Source organism: Rhodococcus sp. Leaf247 (assembly GCF_001426185.1).
In the GTDB taxonomy this organism is placed as follows: Bacteria; Actinomycetota; Actinomycetes; order Mycobacteriales; family Mycobacteriaceae; genus Rhodococcoides.
The window spans coordinates 80,197-97,469 of record NZ_LMRP01000001.1 but is presented as its reverse complement, the minus strand read 5'-3'; the positions used below and the strand labels follow the sequence as shown (position 1 = coordinate 97,469).

The window sequence follows — 17,273 nt, the reverse complement described above, 5'->3', positions numbered from 1 at the left end:
ACGTGCTCCTCTGCTACGAATGGAGGACATGAACACCGAAGCGGGCGCACGTGTCGTCGTCACCGGGGCAACCGGATACATCGGCGGTCGATTGGCGCCGCGATTGCAGGAAGCCGGTTACCGCGTTCGCGTTCTCGCGCGATCGCCGCAGAAGCTCCGCGACGTTCCGTGGGCCGCGAACGTCGAGGTCGTGCGCGGCGACCTGAACGACCGCGAGTCGCTCGACGAGGCGTTCCGCGACGTCGACGTCGTCTACTACCTGGTCCACTCGATGGGCGGTTCGGATCACTTCGCCGAGGCCGAGCGGATCAGCGCGCAGAACGTCGCCGACGCGGCGAAGGCTGCAGGAGTTCGCCGCATCGTCTACCTCGGAGGTCTGCACCCGGTCGACGGCGAGCTCTCCCCGCACCTCGAGTCCCGCGCCGAGGTCGGTCGGATCCTCATCGACTCCGGCGTCTTCACCGTCGTGCTCCAGGCCGGCGTCGTGATCGGGTCGGGATCCGCGTCGTTCGAGATGATCCGCCATCTCACCAACCGACTCCCCGTCATGACCACCCCGAAGTGGGTGCACAACCAGATCCAGCCGATCGCCGTCCGCGACGTGTTGCACTACCTGATCGAGTCTGCGACAGCCCCGTTCGAGACGTCCCGTACCTGGGACATCGGTGGTCCGGATGTTCTGCAGTACGGCGAGATGATGAACGAATACGCCAGCGTGGCGGGCCTGCGCAAGCGTCGGATGTTGGTGCTGCCGGTGCTGACGCCCAGGCTGGCCGGTCACTGGATCGGGCTGGTCACGCCGATCCCCAGGGGCCTGGCCATGCCGCTCATCGAATCACTGCAGTACGACGCCATCGCCCACGAGCAGGACATCGACACGGTCGTGCCTCCGCCCGAGGGCGGATTGACCACCTTCGCGGATTCCGTCCACCTCGCGTTGCGACGCATCGAGGACGGCGAGGTCGAGACGACGTGGTCGAACGCTACCGACAACGGCGCACCGTCGGATCCGCTGCCGTCGGACCCCGATTGGGCCGGTGAGGTGGTCTACGTCGACGAACGGGCCCAGGACTGCAACGCCCCGCCGGAGTTGCTGTGGGACGTCGTCGAGGGAATCGGCGGCGAGAACGGCTGGTACTCGTTCCCCGCCGCGTGGGTCATCCGCGGGTGGCTGGACAAGGTCGTCGGCGGAGTGGGCTTGAAGCGTGGTCGACGCGACCCGCGCCGCCTGGTCAACGGCGAGGCTCTCGATTGGTGGCGTGTCGAGGAGATCGAGCGTGGATCGCTGTTGCGGTTGCGCGCGGAGATGAAGGCGCCGGGCGGAGCCTGGCTCGAGCTCAAGGTGCTGCCGCTCGACGGCGGCAGGCGGTCGCGGTACGAGCAGCGCGCCATCTTCTTCCCGCGTGGCCTGGGCGGACGTGTCTACTGGTTCGCCATCATGCCGTTCCACGGCGTCATCTTCCGGGGGATGCTCGAGAACATCACGCACAAGGCGGAGCGTGCGGCCGACACCGGCAACAAACGGGATGAAACCCGCGTCGGATGACGTTAGACTGGTGAGCCGCCGGAGAAGTTCGGCGGACACATCGCCTTCGGGCGGGAAAGGGGCTGAACGGTTTCGACTGTGTGCGTCTAGTTAGGGGAAGCGTGCCGGTGCAGGCGAGAGACCACCGTAAGCGTCATCGCAAAAATATAAGCGCCGATTCCAATCAGCGCGACTACGCACTCGCTGCCTAAGTAGCGACTGCGTGTCTGTCAGTCCGGTTTCGCCCTCGGGCCGGGTACTGGCATCAGCTAGAGGGCTCACCTATTCACTCGGCTGCGGAGTGATGTGGAACATCAAACAGTGGCTGGGATCGTCATCCAGGCTTGTCTGCGAGATCTGGAGATCCAAGTAGAGGCATAGCGGACTGCGCACGGAGAAGCCCTAGCAAACCGACACAGGACCCGGGTTCGATTCCCGGCAGCTCCACAGAAATACCGACCACCGGCCGGACACCGTGAAGGTGTTCGGCCGGTGTCGTGTCAGCCACAGATCGACATCCACCACGGTCGGCGTAGCGAATGAGGAGTATGAGCAGCACTGACTCCAACATCACCCCGCATCTGCACGGACTGCGTCGCGGCCCGGCGTCCGCGGCGGTTCTCGTCCTGCACGGCGGGAAGGTGGCGAGCACCGACAGGGCGCAGCCGTGGCAGTTGTCCGCTGTCCGGATGGTGCCGTTCACCCGCGACCTGCGACGCGCGGCGGGTGACGACACCGTCGTCACCCAACTGCAGTACCGGTACCGCGGGTGGAACGGAAGCGATCGCAGTCCGGTGCGCGATGCGCAGTGGGCGTGCGACCGACTGGTCGAGGCGTACGGGCCGAACGTGAGCATCACGGTCGTCGGTCATTCGATGGGTGGGCGCGCCGCCGCGGCCATTGCCGGCCATCCCCGCGTCGTCGCGGTCGCCGCACTTGCTCCGTGGTGGCCGGACGGCACCGAGACCGACACGATGCGTGCCGGGCAGAAGCTTCTGGTCCTGCACGGCACGGTGGACCGCTGGACCGATCCTGTCGCGTCCCGCGCGGCGACGGAGCGGGCATCGGCCAGGGGAGTGGACGCCACATTCGTCGCGATGCGCGGAGCCGGACATTTCATGCTTCGATCACCGCGGGCATGGTCGAGCCGGGTACGCGAGTTCGTTCTCGACCAATCGCGGAAGGTCTCGTCTACGAAACCCGAGTGATACAGCGAACGGTTCTCCGCTTCCCGGAGACGTCGCTTCACGTTAGGGAGAACACACATGACGGACGGTGACCTCACCGAGCGGCGCGTCGCCGTGGTCGGAGCAGGGGTCGCGGGCCTCACCGCCGCGTACGTCCTCTCCAAGAACGCTCGTGTGACCGTGTACGAGGCGGACGAGCGGCTGGGCGGACACGCCGACACGCATTCCGTGTCGACGACGTCGCACGGCGTGATTCCCGTCGACACCGGTTTCATCGTCCACAACGATCGCACCTACCCGACGTTGCAACGGCTCTTCCGCGAACTCGACGTTCCCACGCAGGAATCGGACATGAGCATGTCCATCCGCTGCGACGGTTGCGGTCTCGAATACTCCGGCGGCCAGGGATTCTCGGGTCTGTTCCCGAGCCCCTCGGTGCTCCTGCGCGGTCGTTACCTGCGAATGTTGCTCGACGTCACGCGCTTTCACCGTAGCGCTCGTGCGCTGCTGGCTGCCCCCGACGACGATTCGACAGTCGCCGACTTCCTCGCACACCACGAGTTCTCGGAGTACTTCGAGTCGCACTTCATGACGCCGCTGGTGTCCGCCGTGTGGTCCTGCGAGCCGTCACGGGCCTTGGATTACCCTGCGCGCTACCTCTTCTCGTTCCTCGAGCACCACGGAATGCTGGGCGTCGGCGGATCACCGACCTGGCGGACGGTGACGGGCGGATCCGTCACGTACGTCGATCGGGTCGCGGAGAGAATCGCCGACATTCGCACCGGTACGCCGGTGGCGTCGATCCGGCGGACCGACCGGGGCGTGGAGATCGAGGACGCTCGGGGGTCGACGGACACCTACGACGCCGTGGTCGTCGCGACCCATCCCCAGCAGGCCCTGAAGATGCTGGCAGATCCGACCTCCACCGAGCACCTGGTCCTCGGTGCCATGCCGTACTCGCCGAACGTCGCGCGGCTGCACACGGACGAGACAGTTCTCCCGCGGACGCCGAGAGCTCGCGCGTCGTGGAACTACCGGATGCCCCAGTGCAGCGCTGCGCCCGGCGGGGTCGTCGTCACCTATGACATGTCACGGTTGCAGCGGCTCCCGGACACGGGCTCTCGCTACCTCGTCACCCTCGGCGACGAGAGCGATCCGACCGCCGAGGGCGCCGCGCTCGACCCGTCCGCGGTGGTCGAGACCATGCGATACGAGCACCCGCTGTACACGTCGGAATCGGTGGCGGCGCAGGCGCGTCTCCCCGAGTTGAACACCGACCAGGTCGCGTACGCCGGCGCCTATCACGGGTGGGGATTCCACGAGGACGGCGCCGCATCGGGTCTTCGTGCAGCCGAACGCCTCGGCGGAGCCTGGACATGAGCGGGGTGCGGACGCCTCACGACACTCGGCCGGCGATCTACGACACGTCCATCCGGCACATCCGGACGGCTCCCGTCGAGAACGAGTTCACCTACCGCAGCTACTCGTGGTTCGTCGACATCGACCACCTTCCTGCACTTCCCGGCCCGTTGGCAGCGTTCGCGGCGATCGACTCCGCGGACCACGTCGGTGATCCGGCGGCGTCACTGCGGTCCAATCTCGACGATTTCCTGCAGTCGCGGGGCATCCCTCCCGTCGTCGGCCACATCACGATGCTGACCAACGCACGCGTCCTGGGGTACGTGTTCAACCCGTTGACCGTGTACTGGCTGCACGACCGAGCCGGACGCGTCGAGCACGTCGTGGCCGAGGTGCACAACACCTACGGAGAGCGGCACCGGTACCTGCTCGACACCGACGAGCGTGGCGCCGCCCGTACGCCCAAGGAGTTCTACGTCTCGCCGTTCAACGACGTCAGTGGCGAGTACGCGATGCGACTTCCCGAACCCGACGGCACTCTGGCGCTGTCGATCACGTTGATCCGGGACGGCCACCCACCTTTCGTCGCGACGATGTCCGGTACCGGACGGACGGCGACACCGGGGGTCGTCGCGCGCGTTCTGGCGCGCGCCCCGTTCGCTCCCCACGTGGTGAGTGCGCGTATCCGGCGCCAGGGCATCGCGCTGTGGGCGCGCGGACTACGCACAGTTCCGCGGCCGCCCGCACCCGATGACACACACCCCGCTCCTCCTGCCCCCGACACCCTGACAGAAAGCACCGAGATGACTCCTTACGCGCCGGCACGGACGATCGATGCGGACCGATGGCCGTCGATCGGCACGGCTCCGACGACGGTCAAGGCGCGTCTCGCCGCGCCCGTCGCGGATGCGTTGTTCCGGCGAGCGTCGGAGCATCTGAACATCCGCGTCGAGATGCCGGGCGGTGTGGTTCTCGGCGGCGGCGCGAACGATCCGTCGGCACCCGTCATGACGATCCACCGCCCGCGCGACTTCGCGGCGCGGGTGGGTGAGAGCGGCCTGATCGGATTCGGCGAGGCCTACATGGCCGGCGACTGGGACGCGCCGGATCTCACCGCCGCCCTGGGCGTGTTCGCCGAGCGCATGGCGACCCTGATCCCGAAGTGGTTGCAGCGCCTGCGCGGGCTCTACATCCCGAAACAACCGAAGACCGAGACGAACACGACGACCAACACGCGGTCGAACATCTCGCGGCACTACGACCTGTCGAACGAGATGTTCGAGCTCTTCCTCGACGAGACGATGACGTACTCGAGTGCGCTGTTCCCGTCGCTGACTCCGGCGCCGACATGGGACGACTTCGCGGATGCCCAGCGCGCCAAGATCGACCGTCTCCTCGACCGAGCCGGGGTCACTGCCGGGACACGGGTTCTCGAGATCGGCACCGGCTGGGGTGAACTGGCCATCCGGGCGGCCGAGCGCGGGGCCACGGTCCGATCCGTCACGCTCTCGATCGAACAACAGGAACTGGCATACAAGCGCATCGACGCAGCGGGCTTCGCCGACCGTGTCCAGGTGGACCTACTGGACTACCGCCTGGTCGACGGCGAGTACGACGCGATCGTCTCGGTCGAGATGATCGAGGCTGTGGGACACCAGTATTGGGGCGAATACTTCCGCACCATCGACTCCGTCCTCGCGCCCGGTGGCAAGGTGGCCATCCAGGCCATCACGATGCCGCACGAGCGCATGCTCGCCACGCGGAACACCTACACCTGGGTGCACAAGTACATCTTCCCGGGCGGGTTCCTGCCGTCGATCCGTGCGATCGAGAACATCACCGAGAAGGAGACGACGCTGCGGGTGCGCGAGCGTCTGTCCATCGGTGACCACTACGCACGGACACTCCGACTGTGGGACGAGCGCTTCCGTGATCACGTCGAGGAAGCTCGCATGCTCGGCTTCGACGACGTCTTCGCCCGGATGTGGCACTTCTACCTCTGCTACTCCGAGGCCGGATTCGGGTCGGGCTACATCGACGTCCAACAGATCCTGCTCGAACGAAGGAGTGACTCATGACCACCGACGCCACCGTGGCAGCCCGACTGGAGACGTTGCTGGCGCCTTTCGTGGGAGGTGCGTTGCCGGTACGGCTGACTGCCTGGGACGGATCGACCGCCGGGCCGATCGACGCACCCGCCGTGACCCTCTACAGCCCGAACGTTCTGCGGCGGTTGCTGTGGAGTCCCGGCGAGCTGGGTGCGGCGCAGGCCTACGTCACGGGTGAACTGGATGTCGAGGGCGATCTGAACGAGGCACTGACCCACGTGTGGGAGGTCGTGCGCTCCCGTCGCCTCACCGCGGTCCGGCCGAGCCCCAAGGCCGTCGTCGACCTGATCCGCACGGCGGCGTCCCTGGGTGTCGTCGGGCTCGGACGCGGTGGCCGACCGCTGCCCGCCCCCGCGTCGCAGGCCGTCATCAAGGGTCGCCTGCACTCCCTGGTCCGGGACCGCGCTGCCATCAGTCACCACTACGACCTGTCGAACGAGTTCTACGAGATGGTGCTCGATCCGCAGATGGCCTACTCCAGTGGCTACTGGACGTCGGACGACCCCGCGTACGGACTCGAGGATGCGCAGCGCGACAAGCTGGACCTGGTCTGCCGCAAGATCGGACTCGACACGCGCCCCGGTATGCGGTTCCTCGATGTCGGCTGCGGGTGGGGATCGCTCAGCCTGCACGCCGCCGAGCACTACGGCGCGCAGGTCGTGGGCGTCACCATTTCCCGCGAACAGAAAGCGTTCATCGACAAGCGGATCGCCGACCGCGGACTCCAGGACCGGGTCGAGATCCGGATCCAGGACTACCGCGAGGTGCCCGACGGCCCGTTCGACGCCGTCGCGTCCATCGAGATGGGCGAGCACGTCGGCGAGAAGAACTACCCGGTGTACGCGAAGGCGCTGTACGACAACGTCGTGGCCGGCGGTCGAGTGCTGGTGCAGCAGATGTCCCGCAAGGCGGGAGACAACCCCGGCGGCGGCGCGTTCATCGAGTCGTTCATCGCGCCCGACATGTACATGCGACCGGTCGGTGCGACGGTGGCGATGATCGAGGAATCCGGCCTCGAGGTGCGCGACGTACATGCGCTGCGCGAGCACTACGTCCGAACCGTCGACGCCTGGTACGAGACCTTCGAGAGCCGTTGGGACGACCTCGTGGCGTTGGTCGGCGACGAGGTGGCGCGGGTGTGGCGCCTGTACCTCGTCGGCGGCGGGATGGCTTTCCGCGACGGCCGGATGGGCGTCGATCAGATCCTGTCGGTGCGACCCGACGAGCGCGGCGTGTCTTCCATGCCGCCCGTGCGGTCGCACGGGTGAGCATGGTCGGCACCGACGCCGGGACCTGGGGCGCCTTCGCCGTGGTCACGGTGTCGTCGCTCGTGGCGGTCGTCGTCGTGCTGACGGTGACCGCGCTGATCGGTTTCCGGATCGGTCGACACAATGTGGTCGACGTCAGCTGGGGTGCCGGCTTCGTGGCGGTGGCGCTGGTCGCTGCGCTGACGGGAGCCGGCGACGGCTGGCGTCGAGTGCTGCTGCTCGTCCTGGTGGGCGCGTGGGGCACCAGGCTCGCCGTGTCGATGTTCCGACGATCGCGGGGCAAGGGCGAGGATCCGCGATACGAGAAGATGCTCTCGTCGGCTCCCGGAAGTCCTGCGCTGTACGCGATCCGCAAGATCTACCTGACGCAGGGGCTCGCGTTGTGGTTCGTCTCGCTGCCGGTGCAGGTCTCGGCGGTGACGCAGGGGTCCGCGGGCATCATCACCGCGCTCGGTGTGGTGGCGTGGATCGTCGGCATCTCGTTCGAGACCGTCGGCGACAAGCAGATGGACGACTTCAAGGCCGACCCGTCGTCCAAGGGCACCATCATGGACCGCGGCCTGTGGCGATTCACCCGTCACCCGAACTACTTCGGGGACGCGTGCGTGTGGTGGGGCATCTTCCTCGTCGCCGCCGCGCACTGGCCGGGCGTGCTGACGGTGCTCTCCCCGGTGGCGATGACGTACTTCCTCGTCTTCGCGACGGGCGCGCGCCTGCTCGAGCAGCACATGGCCGAGCGTCCCGGCTACCGCGAGTACCAACAGCGCACCAGCTATTTCGTCCCGCTCCCGCCGAAGAAGGCGTGAGCCTTCTCCGGCGGACCGTGTCACCGCGTGAGAAGCGCGACCGGAAGGTCGGCGAGAAGCTCGCCGACCGCGACGGATCCGGAGACTCTGCGACCGGTGAGCACGTCCGTCCACGTGCCATCCGGTAACTCCAGAGCGGTGTCACCCCACCCGGATTCCACCAGGCCGAGCGACAGGCGGGTAGCGATCGCCAGGACGTCGGAGTCCTCGGCGGCCGGACCGCGACCGAAGGCGACGACGTGATCGGCAGCGGTCCCGGTGGCGAACACGGGGGAGTAGCCGCCGCCGACGAAGCTCGACGGACGTTCTCGGCGTAGGCGGGCGGCGGCCCGGGTCACGTGGAACTTCGCCGCCCCGGTGGTGTCGAGTGCAGGTGTGCCCGAGGTGTCCAATAACGCCCGACGGGTGGAGTAGTCCACGTTGCGGCGGTTGTCCGGATCGACCAGAGAGTCCTCCCAGAGTTCCGTGCCCTGGTAGATGTCGGGAATTCCGGGGCCCGCGATGTGGAGGAGCTTCTGGCCCAGCGCATCGGTCCATGCGTGCGGTGCGATCTGCGAAACGAAGCTCGTCACCGACGATGCGACCGGACCGTCGAGGACGGTGTCGATCCACGAGTGCACGGCCGACTCGAAGTCCTCGTCGACGTCGTTCCATCCGGTGAACGACCCTGCTTCGCGGATCGCCTTCTCCGCGTAGGCATGCAGTCGCTCGCGGTACTCGTCCGTCACGACGCCGTCTGCAGGCCACGTCCCGATGATGTTCTGCCACAGGAAGAGTCCGGTGGGACCGTTGGGCGACGGCGCCTCCGCCTCCCAGTCCGCGAGGCAGCTCCGCCACAGATCGGGTGTCTGCGAGAGGATTCCGATGCGCGCGCGGACGTCCTCTCCGCGCTTGGTGTCGTGTGTCGACAACGTCGTCATGGCGCGGGGCCACAACCGTGCTCGCTCCGACAACCGGAGATGGAACTCGGCGACCGAGCGACCGAAGCGCGACGGGTCTCCGCCGACCTCCTGCAGCGAGACCAGGCGCGAGGTGCGGTAGAACATGCAGTCCTCGACGCTCTTCGCCATCACGGCGCCGGCCACCTGCTGGAGCCGACCCGACGCTTCTCCGCTGGTGGACACCGCCGCTGCGAGGATCTCCAGCGCCGGAACGAGGTCCGGTCGATCGACGGCGACGTCGCCGAGCAGACGCGGCAACATTCCGGCGAGCGGTGCGTAGTCCGACCGGTAGACCGGCATCCGTGCGACCACCGCGGTGACGGCGTCGATCGCGAGATCGTGGTCGAACTCCAGACCGGTGTCGCGAGCGATGGCCGCTACCAGGCGACGTACCTCGGGAGCCAGCTGCGTGCGTGCCGTCTCCTCCTTGATCGCCCGCTCCGCCCCGTGCACCCACAATGCGTCACCGGCTTCGCCCGTCGTGTCGAGGGAGAGCTGCGTCAGCGCGGACTCGCCTGTCGGATCGACGAAGACACCGCCCAGATCCGCCAGCGCGTCGTAGCCGGTGGTGCCGTCGACGGGAAGGGTGACGTCCAGTGGTTCGTCCGCCGTGAGGATCTTCTCGATGACGAGCCACGAGTCGGGTCCGACGACGCCGCGCAGCCGCGACAGATACTCGGCGGGCGCCGTCAAACCGTCGGGATGATCGACGCGGACCCCGTCCACCAGACCGTCGTCGAACCAGCTGCGGACTTCGGCGTGCGTCGCATCGAAGACTGCCGGATCCTCCTGTCGCAACCCGGCCAAGTCGCTGACGGAGAAGAATCGGCGGTATCCGATGCGGCCCGAGCGCCATCCCACCAGTTCGTAGGACTGCTTGTCGTGCAACGCCTTCGCGTCGTCGGAACCGTCGTCGGTCGACGGGTCCACGGGATACCGGTTGTCGTAGTACGCCAGCACGACCTCGTCGCCGGACCTGTCGACGCTGAGCTCGTTCACATCGGCGTCGTCACCGAGGACGGGCAGTGCGACGCGTTCGGCGCCTGCCCAGTCGATGTCGAAGTACGACGCGTACTGAGATGCGCGACCGAACTTCAGAACGTCCCACCAGAACGGGTTCTCGTGGGCCGTGGCGACGCCGAGATGGTTGGGAACGATGTCGACGACGACGCCGAGACCGTGCGAGCGGGCTTCGGAGACCAGTTCTTCGAGGGCAGCGCGACCACCCAGGGCTTCCGAGACCGTGCGGGGATCCGTGACGTCGTAGCCGTGCGTCGAGCCCTCCGAGGCCGTGAGGATCGGGGAGAGGTAGACGTGCGAGACACCCAGTTCGGCGAGGTAGGGAACCAGCGACGTGGCGTCGCGGAGGGTGAAGCGATCACCCCGCAGCTGGAAACGGTAGGTCGAGGTGATCGCGTCGCGGGTCATAGCGCTTCCTTACCCCGTTTTCCGCAGCACCAACAGTGATCGTGCTTGCACCTCGACGGCCGTCCCGGCAACGATGACGCGATCGTCGGCGCCGGTAGCGCTGGCGGTGTCCAGCGCGACGGTCCACTCGTCCGCGTACTTGCCGTCCAGAGTGGTGAAGTCGATCGGCTCGTGGTGCGCGTTGAAGCACAGGTAGAACGTGTCGTCCACGACACGGTTGCCGCGGTTGTCGGGCTCGGGAATGTTCTCGCCGTTGAGGAAGACGGCGAGGGATTTACCGAAACCGCTGTCCCAGTCCTCCTCGGTCATCTCCTCGCCGGTCGGGGTGAGCCACGCGATGTCGCGAGTCTGCTCCGCCTTGCGGATGGGACGGCCTTCGAAGAACCGGCGACGGCGGAAAACGGGATGGTCGTTGCGCAGGGCGATGACCCGCGAGGTGAACTCGACGAGATCGGAGTTCGTCTCCGCGAGTGACCAGTCCATCCACGCCAGTTCCGAGTCCTGGCAGTAGACGTTGTTGTTGCCCTGCTGAGTTCGGCCCATCTCGTCGCCGTGCGCGAGCATCGGTGTGCCCTGGCTCAGCATCAACGTGGCCAGCATGTTCCGGATCTGACGGGCACGCAGCGACAGCACCTCGGGATCGTCCGTGGGACCCTCGACGCCGCAGTTCCACGAGCGGTTGTGGCTCTCGCCGTCGTTGTTGTCCTCGCCGTTGGCCTCGTTGTGCTTGTCGTTGTACGACACCAGGTCGTTCATGGTGAAGCCGTCGTGGGCGATGACGAAGTTGATGCTCGCGCCGGGTCGCCGGCCGGTGGCCTCGTACAGATCGGACGACCCGGTCAGTCGAGATGCGAACTCGCCCAACGTCGCCGGCTCGCCGCGCCAGTAGTCGCGCACGGTGTCGCGGTACATACCGTTCCATTCGGTCCACAGACCGGGGAAGTTGCCCACCTGGTAGCCGCCCTCGCCGACGTCCCACGGCTCGGCGATCAGCTTGACCTGACTCACCACCGGGTCCTGCTGGACCAGGTCGAAGAACGCGCTCAGCTTGTCCACGTCGTGCAGTTCGCGGGCGAGTGTCGACGCCAGGTCGAAGCGGAAGCCGTCGACGTGCATCTCGGTGACCCAGTAGCGCAGGGAGTCCATGATCAGCTGCAGGGTGTGCGGGTGACGCACGTTCAGGCTGTTGCCCGTCCCCGTGTAGTCCATGTAGAAGTACGGATCGTCGTCGACCAACCGGTAGTACGCGGCGTTGTCGATGCCGCGGAACGCGATCGTCGGGCCCATGTGGTTGCCCTCGGCGGTGTGGTTGTAGACCACGTCGAGGATCACCTCGATGCCGGCTTCGTGGAACGAGCGCACCATCGTCTTGAACTCCGACACGGCCGAACCGGCCATGGGGGAGGACGCGTACTCGTTGTGCGGAGCCATGAACCCGAACGAGTTGTAACCCCAGTAGTTGCGAAGTCCCTTGTCCACCAGGGTCTGGTCCTGCATGAACTGATGCACCGGCATCAGTTCGATAGCGGTCACGCCGAGCTTTTCCAGGTGGCTGATCACGGCCGGATGACCCAGGCCGGCGTACGTGCCGCGCAAATCTTCCGGAATGTCGGGATGCGTCATCGTCATGCCCTTGACGTGGGCCTCGTAGATGACGGTCTCGTTGTAGGGCCGGCGCGGAGAGCGGTCGTTCTGCCAGTCGAAGAACGGGTTGACGACGACCGTGGTCATCGTGTGTCCCAACGAGTCGTGTTGCGGGAAATGGGAATCGCCGTCGTCGGTGTCGGCGTCGTCCTCGGGTTCCGGAGTCGTCGCGGCCGGCGCGACGGATCCGCCGGTGGGAACGTTCGCCCGAGTGGCGTCGACGGTGCGCGAGGCGGCCGCGGAACCGGCCGGGCCGCCGTCGTGGGCGTCGCCCGGATGGACCACGGCATCCGTGTCGTCGGCGGCTGGGACCGCCGGTGTCGGCTGCTCGGGGATGTCGATGTCGTAGCTGAAGAGCGACCTGTCGCCGTCGAAGGCGCCGACGAATGCTTTCCCGTACGGGTCGAGCAGGAGCTTGCTGGCGTCGCACCGTTGTCCGGCGCCGGGGTTCCACGGACCGTGGACGCGGTAGCCGTATCGCTGACCGGGCTGCACCTGCGGAACGTAGGCGTGCCAGACGTACCCGTCGACCTCCTCGAGCCGCACTCGTGTCTCGCTGCCGTCGGTGTCGATCAGACACAGATCGACCGCTTCGGCCACCTCGGAGAACAAGGCGAAGTTGGTTCCGGCGCCGTCGTAGGTTGCGCCCAGGGGGTACGCGCTGCCGGGCCACACCTGGATCGTCGGTTCGTGTGCATGGTCGACGGACATGTGCGAAACCCTATCCCGGCCGAACCCCGAGTCACGCGTCGGCGAGTGCGGCCGCAGATCAGAGCGGTGAGAGGACTTGCTCAGGACAGCCGGTCGACGAGGGCGCGTCCGAGATCCGTGCCCGATCTCCAGGCGCTCTCGACCCGCGGTGAACCTTCCGGACACCACTGGTCGCCCGCGAAACCGATCAGTCGGTCCTCCGACTCGACGATGCCGTGACTGCGGTCGTGCGCACCGGACGGTTTCGCGAACGTCCACCGGTGGGTGTGCGTCCACTCGGGAGCCCCGATGCCGGTGAGTGCCGCGACCGCGTCGACGACCGTCGGCACCGCGCCGGCCGGATCCTCGAGATGCCGCCGGGCGCGCGCGGACGTCGTGTGGGCGACGATCACCGGCGCCCCGTCACCGCGTCGTGCACCGTCGCGCGCCAGGAACTCGATGTCCGCGTCGTCGGAGACGAAGGCAGCGTCGTCGAACGGGAGTCGACGGGCGTCGTCGGCGGACAACCCGAGGGCCACCGCGATCACGGGGTCGTAGTCGACGGGGTCCGGAACCTCCACGAGTCGGGAGGCCTGGGGGTCGGGCATCGCCACGACGACGTGGCCGGCGGGCAGAGCGTCCGCCTCGGTGGCGTCGATATCGATGTCTGCGAGCAAGTCCTCGACCAGGGAGCGCAGCCCGCCGGGGGAGCCCCAGCGCATCGGGCCCGGCTTCTGCTCCGGGGCCTTGCCCTTCGCCAACACGGTGAAGGTGTCGGTCCACTCGTGCACGAGTCCGCGAGAGGCCCAGTCGGCCACGACATCACGGAAGCCGTCGTCGCGCACGGTGAAGTAGCCGGCGCCGAGATCGACTCTGCGACCGTGGACCTCGGGCGAGGACATCCGCCCGCCGACTGCGCGGCCTCGGTTGCGCACGACGAACGGAATGCCCGCGTCGCGGAGGACGCGAGCGCAGGCGGCGCCGGAGATTCCGGCGCCGAGCAGGGTGACGGGAGACGTCGAGGAGGTCACGCGTTCAGCGTACGGACGCGGCGCCTGATGCCGTCGACGAAGAGTTCGAGGCCGAACGCGAACCGAGCGGTGGCGTCCGTGTCGAGGTGCTGGTCCGTGCCCGCGGATTCCGGGACCGGCGCAGCTCCGGCCGACTCCATCTGCAGGCGCGACTGCTCGTCGGTCGTCGCTCCCAGGACGTAGTACAGGACGGCGTCCGCGGCATGGTCCGCGTCGCCCGTGGACAGGCCCGCGGCGATGAGATCGGCGGCGAAGGTCGACCGCACAGGATGGGTGACCGTGCGGGCCGACAAGCTCGACGCGACGACCTCGGCCCCGTCGCGGTGGGCGAGGAGTGCGTCGCGCAGGCGGTGCGCCCGCGCCCGTACGTCGTCCAGAGGGTGCTGCTCCGCGCCGACGGATCGATCGAGCCGGCCGAGAATGCGATCCGATACCGCACCGAGAAGTGCCTGTTTGTTGGCCACGTGCCAGTACAGAGCGCCCGGTGCCACGCCGAGTGACCCGGCGAGGCGGCGCATCGACAAGTCCGCGAGTCCGTAGTCGTCGAGGATCACGAGCGCGCCGTCGACGACGTCGTTCTTCCGCAACTGCATGCGCGCGTCCTCTCGGCTACTCGTCCGTCGACCCGGACGGTCGTTCCCGCACAGCCTAGGCTGGCCGGTGTGAACGAAGTCGACATGTCCGAGGTGGCGTCACGTCGTGGTGGCTCGATCGGACGCTCGCTGCGCGTCGTCGCATCGTTCGCGTCGGTCGGTCTCGTCCTCGGCGCGCTGTGGGCGCTGACGGCTCCGGTGGAGCACGTCGCCGCCGTCGGCGACGGTCGCGCGATCGTGTTGACCGGGGAGAGCGATCACCGATTCGACGCACTGGCTCTGTTCCTCTGCATCACGGCCGCGGCCGGAGTGGTTGCGACAGTGGGCGTCTGGTCCGTCGTCTCCGATCGTGGTCCGCGTCTCGCGGTCGACACCGTGGTCGGCGCGTTCGCCGGATCCGCAGTCGCCGCCGGGGTCGGTCTCGCCGTGGGTGCCCTTCGCTACGCCTCCGCCGAGGGTGCAGCACGAGGCGATGTCGTCGGGCTCGCTCCCGGTATGTCGACACCGCTGGCGCTGCTCGCGCAGCCGCTGGCCGCGGCGGTGACGATCGTCCTGATCGCGGCACTGTCCGCGTCGGACGATCTGCGACGCGGTGACACCGTGGAAGCGTCCGACGAGTCGATGTCGAGCTCGTGACATTCGGGCTCGGAGCACCGGTTCGTCTGCTTCACTGAGCAGTCACGGGGCGGCCTTCCGAAGGCCGCGTGGGGGGCCTCATCGTTCGCGTAGGAAGGCCGTCCCGGGTGGCGAATCCCGTCCTACGCTGGCTGAGCAGCCCCGTCGACTACAGGTGGACGGTGAAGTACTTCGAGACCCACACCGCCCTCGCCTCGACGCGAGTTCTGATCGGGTTGTCGTGTCTGTTGTTCGCGGCGCTGTACGTCGTGGCCGGAGTATCGCCGCCGACAGCTGCTTCAGGGGTGGGATCGGTGATCGTGTTCGCCAACGCGGTGGGAACGGCTGCGGTCGGGGCCGCGTGGATCCGGGGTCCCTGGCCCTCGCGCAGAATGTCCCTGGCCTTCGTGGCATATGCGGACATCGGGCTGTCCGCGGTGATCCTGTCGCTGTCCGACCCGCTGGCACTTCTGCCCTGCACCATCCTGTTCGGCGTGGCCAGCAGTTACGTCGCCACGTTCCACACGCCACGCGTGTTCGCTGCGCATCACACCGTGTCGGTGGCCGTCTGTATTGCGGTGTTCGCGTCGGCAGTGAGGTCGGACGCCGAATCCGGCACGGAGGTCACGCGATTGGCCGTGACCTACGCAATGCTCATCGTCATGGTGCTCTTTCTCGCACCGATTTCGATCTACCGCTTGCAGTTCATCCAGAAGAGCGACGTCGCGGCGGCCTATCTCGATCCGTTGACCGGTCTCCGCAATCGACGCGGACTCACCGCCTCGGCGGACGACCTGGTCGGACTTCGCGTCGACCTCGCGGCCGTCGTGGTCGACATCGACCGCTTCAAATCGATCAACGACCGGTTCGGTCACCATCACGGTGACGCGGTGATCCGACGGACGGCGGCGATCATCGACGAGGCGTTCCCGTCACCGTCGATCACCGCGCGCACGGGAGGCGAGGAGTTCGCCGTCATCACCGCGCTGCCGCTCGACGAGGTGATGTCGCGCGCCGCATCTCTCTGCGCCACCTACCTCGAACAGTCCGACCCGGACTCCAGTCTGAGCATCGGCGTCGCGTCGTCACCCGTGCGGGCCACGCCGCGCGACGCGGAGGTGCTCCTGATCCATGCCGACCGGGCCATGTACTCCGCGAAGGCCCGCGGCGGCGATACCGTCGTACTCGACCGACGTGATCCCGAACAGTCGACGACCGTCGGGCCCGGCAGAGTCCCGAGCTGACGAGCGGTCACCCCGGTGGGCGCAGGGCAGCGAACTCGTCGGTGACACGGAGGGCGGTGTCGCGGAACTTGTAGAGCGCCGCCGGTCGTCCGCCGGTGGGGCCGGGAGGGGCGGTTCGACCGGTCGATTCGATCACTCGTCGCCGATTCAGGACGCGTTGAAGATTCGTCGTGTCGACCTGGTAACCCAATGCGGCACAATAGATGTCGCGAAGCGTCGACATGCTGAACTCCGTGGGCGCCAACGCGAAAGCGATGTTGGTGTAGGACAGTTTCGCCGCCAGCCTGGTCCGTGCATGCGAGACCATCGTCCCGTGGTCGAAGGCCGTGTCGGGGAGATCCGCGACCGCATGCCACGCGGTGTCGACGGGAAGTCGGGGATCACCGTCGATCGGCACCAGGCCGAGGAACGTGGAGGCGATCCGGCGTTCTCCGGGAACCCGGCCGGGTTCGGAGAACACCGACAGTTGCTCGAGGTGCCGCACCTCCCGCACGTCGACCTTCTCGGCGAGCTGGCGTCGTGCGGAATCCATGAGGTTCTCGTCGTCGCCCAGCCGACCACCGGGCAGGGACCATGTTCCGCGTGCCGGCGCCAGGGCTCGCTGCCACAGCAGGACGCACAGTTCGGCCGGCCGGTGGGCAACCTGTTCGCGCACCTGGAAGACGACGGACAGGACTTCGTGAACGGGTCCTGCGGCCGGATCGAGGCCGACCCGGGGGTGCTCGTCGGTGGCGGTGCTACGGTGAATCACGTTTTCGATCATAAGTCGAAAACCCCGCCGGGTCCATTCCGGCGGATCGGCACCCGGCGAATTCCGTCGCCGAACGCACGCGA

Annotated in this window: 13 protein-coding genes, 1 other RNA gene and 1 pseudogene; 10 read left to right on the top strand and 5 right to left on the bottom strand. The window is 67.4% G+C overall.

Annotation, left to right across the window (positions count from 1 at the left end):
- Positions 1–28 precede the first annotated feature (28 nt).
- The 8 genes and pseudogenes from ASG64_RS00445 to ASG64_RS00420 all read left to right on the top strand — a co-directional run bounded on the left by ASG64_RS00445 (position 29) and on the right by ASG64_RS00420 (position 8,253).
- A complete protein-coding gene (locus tag ASG64_RS00445) occupies positions 29–1,546 on the top strand; it encodes an SDR family oxidoreductase (protein WP_056072370.1) in 1,518 nt (505 codons plus the stop codon).
- A 58-nt stretch (positions 1,547–1,604) separates the two neighbouring features.
- Positions 1,605–1,975: a transfer-messenger RNA gene (gene ssrA / locus ASG64_RS21060) on the top strand.
- Positions 1,976–2,073: 98 nt separating this feature from the next.
- The gene (locus ASG64_RS00440; RefSeq protein WP_056069075.1) at positions 2,074–2,733 is read left to right on the top strand and encodes an alpha/beta fold hydrolase; all 660 of its coding nucleotides are present in this window, start codon (positions 2,074–2,076) and stop codon (positions 2,731–2,733) included.
- Between the two features lie 57 nt (positions 2,734–2,790).
- Positions 2,791–4,092: an NAD(P)/FAD-dependent oxidoreductase gene (locus ASG64_RS00435; protein WP_056069072.1), complete on the top strand. Its 1,302-nt coding sequence runs from the start codon at positions 2,791–2,793 to the stop codon at positions 4,090–4,092.
- A pseudogene (locus ASG64_RS21815) lies at positions 4,089–4,802 on the top strand (DUF1365 domain-containing protein); the annotation flags it as partial. The gene ASG64_RS00435 and the pseudogene ASG64_RS21815, both read left to right, overlap by 4 nt.
- Before the next feature lie 72 nt (positions 4,803–4,874).
- Positions 4,875–6,149: an SAM-dependent methyltransferase gene (locus tag ASG64_RS21810; protein WP_056072365.1), complete on the top strand. Its 1,275-nt coding sequence runs from the start codon at positions 4,875–4,877 to the stop codon at positions 6,147–6,149.
- Positions 6,146–7,447: an SAM-dependent methyltransferase gene (locus tag ASG64_RS00425; protein WP_042573279.1), complete on the top strand. Its 1,302-nt coding sequence runs from the start codon at positions 6,146–6,148 to the stop codon at positions 7,445–7,447. Before ASG64_RS21810 ends, ASG64_RS00425 begins: the two co-directional genes overlap by 4 nt.
- Positions 7,448–7,449: 2 nt before the next feature.
- Entirely contained in the window at positions 7,450–8,253 is an 804-nt protein-coding gene (locus tag ASG64_RS00420; protein WP_042573280.1) for a DUF1295 domain-containing protein, read from the top strand.
- A gap of 20 nt (positions 8,254–8,273) precedes the next feature.
- Here ASG64_RS00420 and treY read toward each other — a convergent pair whose 3' ends face one another.
- The 4 genes from treY to ASG64_RS00400 all read right to left on the bottom strand — a co-directional run bounded on the left by treY (position 8,274) and on the right by ASG64_RS00400 (position 14,580).
- Entirely contained in the window at positions 8,274–10,622 is a 2,349-nt protein-coding gene (gene treY, locus ASG64_RS00415; RefSeq protein ID WP_056069069.1) for a malto-oligosyltrehalose synthase, read from the bottom strand.
- A gap of 9 nt (positions 10,623–10,631) precedes the next feature.
- Complete coding sequence (gene glgX, locus ASG64_RS00410; RefSeq protein ID WP_042573282.1) at positions 10,632–12,977, bottom strand: glycogen debranching protein GlgX; 2,346 nt, start codon at positions 12,975–12,977, stop codon at positions 10,632–10,634.
- Positions 12,978–13,057: 80 nt separating this feature from the next.
- Complete coding sequence (locus ASG64_RS00405; protein ID WP_056069066.1) at positions 13,058–13,987, bottom strand: NAD(P)/FAD-dependent oxidoreductase; 930 nt, start codon at positions 13,985–13,987, stop codon at positions 13,058–13,060.
- The gene (locus tag ASG64_RS00400) at positions 13,984–14,580 is read right to left on the bottom strand and encodes a TetR/AcrR family transcriptional regulator C-terminal domain-containing protein (protein WP_042573284.1); all 597 of its coding nucleotides are present in this window, start codon (positions 14,578–14,580) and stop codon (positions 13,984–13,986) included. The genes ASG64_RS00405 and ASG64_RS00400 overlap by 4 nt, the downstream gene beginning before the upstream one ends.
- Positions 14,581–14,649: 69 nt before the next feature.
- Here ASG64_RS00400 and ASG64_RS00395 point away from each other — a divergent pair, with 69 nt between their 5' ends.
- A complete protein-coding gene (locus tag ASG64_RS00395; protein WP_052493117.1) occupies positions 14,650–15,216 on the top strand; it encodes a DUF2567 domain-containing protein in 567 nt (188 codons plus the stop codon).
- A 161-nt stretch (positions 15,217–15,377) separates the two neighbouring features.
- Positions 15,378–16,439, top strand: a complete 1,062-nt coding sequence (locus ASG64_RS00390) for a GGDEF domain-containing protein (RefSeq protein WP_162245350.1) — start codon at positions 15,378–15,380, stop codon at positions 16,437–16,439.
- Between the two features lie 7 nt (positions 16,440–16,446).
- Here ASG64_RS00390 and ASG64_RS00385 read toward each other — a convergent pair whose 3' ends face one another.
- Positions 16,447–17,202 carry an NrtR DNA-binding winged helix domain-containing protein gene (locus ASG64_RS00385; RefSeq protein ID WP_082042879.1) on the bottom strand — a complete coding sequence of 252 codons (756 nt, stop codon included), beginning with the start codon at positions 17,200–17,202 and terminating at the stop codon, positions 16,447–16,449.
- Positions 17,203–17,273 lie beyond the last annotated feature (71 nt).